This is a genomic window from Rhizobium sp. SEMIA 4085, assembly GCF_013004495.1.
GTDB classification, from domain to species: Bacteria; Pseudomonadota; Alphaproteobacteria; order Rhizobiales; family Rhizobiaceae; genus Rhizobium; species Rhizobium gallicum.
Genome location: NZ_JABEPH010000475.1, coordinates 1 through 3,752 on the forward strand (window position 1 = coordinate 1; position 3,752 = coordinate 3,752).

General features: G+C 62.0%; 3 protein-coding genes and 1 pseudogene. 3 read left to right on the forward strand and 1 reads right to left on the reverse strand.

Annotated features, from left to right (window positions below; all coding sequences use genetic code 11):
- Positions 1-104 precede the first annotated feature (104 nt).
- Positions 105-1,019 carry a sugar ABC transporter substrate-binding protein gene (locus tag C9413_RS29355; protein WP_170251293.1) on the forward strand — a complete coding sequence of 305 codons (915 nt, stop codon included), beginning with the start codon at positions 105-107 and terminating at the stop codon, positions 1,017-1,019.
- A 168-nt stretch (positions 1,020-1,187) separates the two neighbouring features.
- On the opposite strand, the gene C9413_RS29360 is transcribed toward C9413_RS29355, so the two are convergent.
- Positions 1,188-2,039, reverse strand: a complete 852-nt coding sequence (locus tag C9413_RS29360; protein WP_040114811.1) for a sugar phosphate isomerase/epimerase — start codon at positions 2,037-2,039, stop codon at positions 1,188-1,190.
- A 329-nt stretch (positions 2,040-2,368) separates the two neighbouring features.
- On the opposite strand from C9413_RS29360, the gene C9413_RS29365 reads away from it, so the two are divergent.
- On the forward strand, positions 2,369-3,256 hold the full coding sequence (locus C9413_RS29365) for a sugar phosphate isomerase/epimerase (protein ID WP_040114812.1): 888 nt from the start codon (positions 2,369-2,371) through the stop codon (positions 3,254-3,256).
- 60 nt (positions 3,257-3,316) lie between these two features.
- A pseudogene (locus C9413_RS29370) lies at positions 3,317-3,752 on the forward strand (mandelate racemase/muconate lactonizing enzyme family protein); the annotation flags it as partial.

Below are 3,752 nucleotides of genomic sequence, written 5' to 3' on the forward strand. Positions count from 1 at the left end.
ATGTGCGGCGGCGTCAGATTTGCAGAAGTGCATGGGTGTATGCGGCTGCACCCACGGCAGGCGGAGGCTTTGAGAACATTCAGGAATCAATATAGAGGTATACAATGACATGTCTGCAACTAGTGGTCCGGTTGGCGATTTGGGGATTCACCGCCTTCGCGGCACTCGCGGCAGACGTGAAACTGGGCTTCATCCCCAAGTTTCCAGTGCCGTTCTTTGCCACGATGGAAAATGCCGCCAAGGCCTATGCTGCGGCCAATCCAGGTGTTGAAATCATCTATGGCCAGGGCGCTTCGGCCACCGACGTCGAAGGGCAGATCGCCCTCATCGAATCCATGTCCACCCAGGGTGTCCAAGGCATTGCCATCACCCCCGTGGACCCGACTGTAGCGTCTGCCCTCGACAAGGCCATCGCCAGCGGCGTGAAAGTGGTCCTGATGGACAACTCCATCCCTGGCTGGGACAAAGCCGCGGCGCTGGCGACCACCGATAACTACAATGCCGGCAAGATCGCCGGGCAGTATCTGAAGTCGGTGCTTTCCGCCGGCGACACGCTCGGCATCCTGGAGGGAGTTCCGGGCGTTCCGGCGCTCGATGACCGTGTCAAGGGTATGCTGGAGGGCCTGGGCGGTCTCACCGTAGAAGTCGTTGGCCGCAGCGGCACCAACTGCACCGAGGAACTCGGCATTTCGGTGGCTGAAGATTTGCTGACGGCCAATCCTGACCTCAAAGCGATCTATGCAGCCTGCGGCCCTCCGGCCGCCGGCGCTGCGCGTGCCATCAAGAATGCCGGCATCGCCCCTGACAAAGTCGTCCTAGTCGGCTTTGATTTTTGTTGCGGCGAAGAAGAAGCGTTGACTGCCGGGGTCGAAGACGCCACCGTTGCCCAGTTCCCCGCGAAGATGGCCGAACTGGGTGTAGACGCGCTGGTCCGCGCCATATCCGGGGAAGATGTCCCTTCGCTCATCGACTCGGGCGCGGCTCTCGTTACTCTCGAAAACATGTCGGACTTCAAGTAAAGAGCGCCAATCGGGAGGGTCGCCGCAACGGCGTTGGCCCTCCTGGTGGATTCCGTCATAGCTTGAAGGCGGGTTCGGCTCCGAAGGTCAACCCGTAAACGTGGAATGACGCTGCCGTGGAGCCGCGCCCAGATGGAAACTCGGACTGATCGACTGGTGGCACCGCGTTCATGCCGCCGCGTGCCATCCATCGCGGATATGGCGGTGGCCTTCGCGATAGACCGCTTCCGGTGTCTCGGAAAAATCGCGCCAGACCTTCGTCGCGGCGGCAAGGTCCTTGAGCGCCCGGCCGAAGGCTTCGATTGTCAGCCAGCCGTCGTAGCCGCTCGCGCGTAGCGCCTTGAACGTCTCCGCCCAGGGAATGTGGCCGCGCCCCGGTACGCCGCGGTCGTTTTCCGAAATGTGGACATGGACGATGCGGTCCCTGTTTCGCGTGAAGGCACCGATGGCATCGGCCTCCTCGATATTGCTGTGGAACGTGTCGTACATAGCGCGGATATTTGGATGCCCGACCGCGTCGACATGGGCCGCAAGGGCGTCCATCGTGTTGAATAGGTAACACTCAAAGCGGTTCAGCGCCTCGAGCCCGATCGTGACCCCGCGCTTTGCCGCATGATCGCCGATCGCGCGTTGCGAGGAGACCGAGCGCTTGAGTTCCGCCGCGCTCGGCCCGCTGCCGGAAAAATGGCCGAGCGTCGAATGCAGCGGCCCGCTCAGCACTTTGGCGCCAAGCGCATCGCCGCAGTCGATTGCCCATTTCATATGGTCGATGCCGCGTCGGCGGGTGGCGGCGTCGGACGCGATCAGGTTCATTGAGGGGTCTCCCATGGCGGAAACGGCGGTCCGTTCGAGGCCGATCCGGTCGAGTAGGGCCCCCAGCCGACGGTAGTCGTCGGGCGTCCCCGAAAAGATCGGAATCTCGACGCCATCAAACCCGGTGTCCTTGATGTCGCGCAACAGTCCCTCGTGCTTCCGGCCGACACTCGTCGTCCACAGGAACATGCACATGCCGATCTTCATGTCTCCTCCCTCCGGGCCTTTCGGCCCTGCGCTTGTTGCTGTCACTCTCGCAATCTGGTCATACCAAAATTGGATATCCGGTCAAGCCAATTCTGGGCATCGCGCGTCCGCGCGATCAGCGAAAAATCCAGACTTCAACATTAAATGTCGGTATAATAAGATAGATCCTCGTTTCTCGTTCCGTCTTGCAGAGGGTGGGAAATTGCGCTAGATCTTGCAATCAGCGATAATTGGCCGAACCAGATTACCGAATGCGGAGCTGGCGGACGAGAAGGTGAGCATTGCCGCCCTCGGCGGTTAAGCGCGCCGCAACAGCCCGGGAGGACCTCATGCATCTTTCAACACACAACTGGATGCGGGCGGAACCGCTCGCTGTCACGCTGAAGCGCATCAAGAAATACGGCTATGAGAGCATCGAAATATCGGGTGAGCCGACACAGTACGATGTGAAGGAAACGCGCGCGCTGCTCAAGGAACACGGCATCCGCTGCTGGGGCGCCGTCACGCTGACGCTGGGCGAGCGCAACCTTGCCGCCAAGGACGAGGGCCAGCGCGCCAAGTCGGTGGATTACGTCAAGAGCGTCATCACCATGGTCGGCGAACTCGAGGGCGAGATCGTCACGCTTGTGCCGGCGACTGTCGGCAAGGTAGTACCGGACGCGACCGAAGAGGAGGAGTGGACGTGGGTGGTCGACGCCACCCGCGAGTGCTTCACCCACGCGCAGAAGAAGGGAGTGCGGCTGGCGATCGAGCCGCTCAACCGCTTCGAGACCTATCTCTTCAACCGCGCCGCTCAGGCGCTGGCGCTGGCCGATGCGGTGAGCCCGGAATGCGGCGTCTGCCTCGATGCCTTCCATCTCAACATCGAGGAGGAGGACATGTACGACGCGATCCGGCTGGCCGGGAAGCGCCTCTTCGATTTCCACGTCGCCGACAACAATCGCTTCGCGGCCGGCCTCGGCCAGCTCGACTGGCCGAAGATCATCGGCACGCTGAAGGAAATCGGTTATGAGGGCGCGGTGACGAACGAGTTCGTCGCTCCCGTCGATCGCACGCCGGCAGCCAAGTACCCGGACATGGTGGAGCGCAGCCCCGTCGATATCCCGCCGGAGCAATTGAAGTTCATCCAGGACCACGGCTCGAGCCTTCTTACCGAGAAGTTCTACGACGATCAGATGCGGATCACGGCCGAGACGATCCTGCCGCTGATCAAGTGAGGAACGGGAAGGCATATGATCTCGCGGCCAGCGAGGTCGTGAGGGCGGGGGATCCGACACATGCGTATCAAATCCGTAGAGGCCTGGTGGGTGAAGATTCCCATCGAGGCAAGCCGCCAACACCTTAGCGACTTCGGCCGTCTGACGTCCTTTGACGCCGCAATCGTGCGTATAGAGACGAATGACGGCATTGTCGGCTGGGGAGAGGGCAAGAATGCCGCCGGCAGCGCAGGCACCTATGGCACGCTTGTGCATATGCTGAACCACGAGGTGGGGCCGAAGCTCATCGGCCGTGACCCTGCCGACATCTCCGCCATATGGGAGATGCTCTACAACGGCGTACGCCCCGAGATGGCGGCGATTTCGGGCCACGCCATGCCGGAGATCGCGCGGCGCGGTCTATCCGTCGCGGCGCTCAGCGCGATCGCCCTCGCGCGGTGGGACGTGCTCGGCAAGTCTCTCAGCGTCCCCGTCTGGCAGCTGCTGGGCGGCCGCA

Coding starts and splice junctions, on each gene's coding strand:
- C9413_RS29355 (WP_170251293.1), top strand. CDS start 105: ATGACATGTCTGCAACTAGTGGTCCGGTTGGCGATTTGGGGATTCACC.
- C9413_RS29360 (WP_040114811.1), bottom strand. CDS start 2,039: ATGAAGATCGGCATGTGCATGTTCCTGTGGACGACGAGTGTCGGCCGG.
- C9413_RS29365 (WP_040114812.1), top strand. CDS start 2,369: ATGCATCTTTCAACACACAACTGGATGCGGGCGGAACCGCTCGCTGTC.